We start from the raw sequence: 215 nt of genomic DNA, 5'->3' as shown, positions 1-215 counted from the left end.
AGGTCTTCCGGCTTCACCGTTTCCAGCGGCTTCTTCTTCGCCTTCATGATGTTCGGCAGCGTCACGTAGCGCGGCTCGTTCAGGCGCAGGTCGGTCGTCACGACCGCCGGCAGCGACAGCGACAGCGTTTCGGCGCCACCGTCGACTTCACGGGCCACGGTTGCCTTGCCGTCGGCGATCGTCACCTTCGACGCGAACGTCGCTTGCGGCAGGCC

At 66.0% G+C, this 215-nt stretch carries 1 protein-coding gene; it reads right to left on the bottom strand.

What is annotated here, in order from left to right; all coding sequences use genetic code 11:
• The coding region (locus tag DIE02_RS35345) for an electron transfer flavoprotein subunit beta/FixA family protein (RefSeq protein ID WP_409364379.1) at positions 1–215 on the bottom strand (215 nt) is incomplete at both ends.

It is taken from the genome of Burkholderia sp. Bp8991 (assembly GCF_003853795.1).
In the GTDB taxonomy this organism is placed as follows: domain Bacteria; phylum Pseudomonadota; class Gammaproteobacteria; order Burkholderiales; family Burkholderiaceae; genus Burkholderia.
The sequence above is the reverse complement of the archived record's forward strand: the minus strand, read 5'-3'. Positions and strand labels throughout refer to the sequence as shown.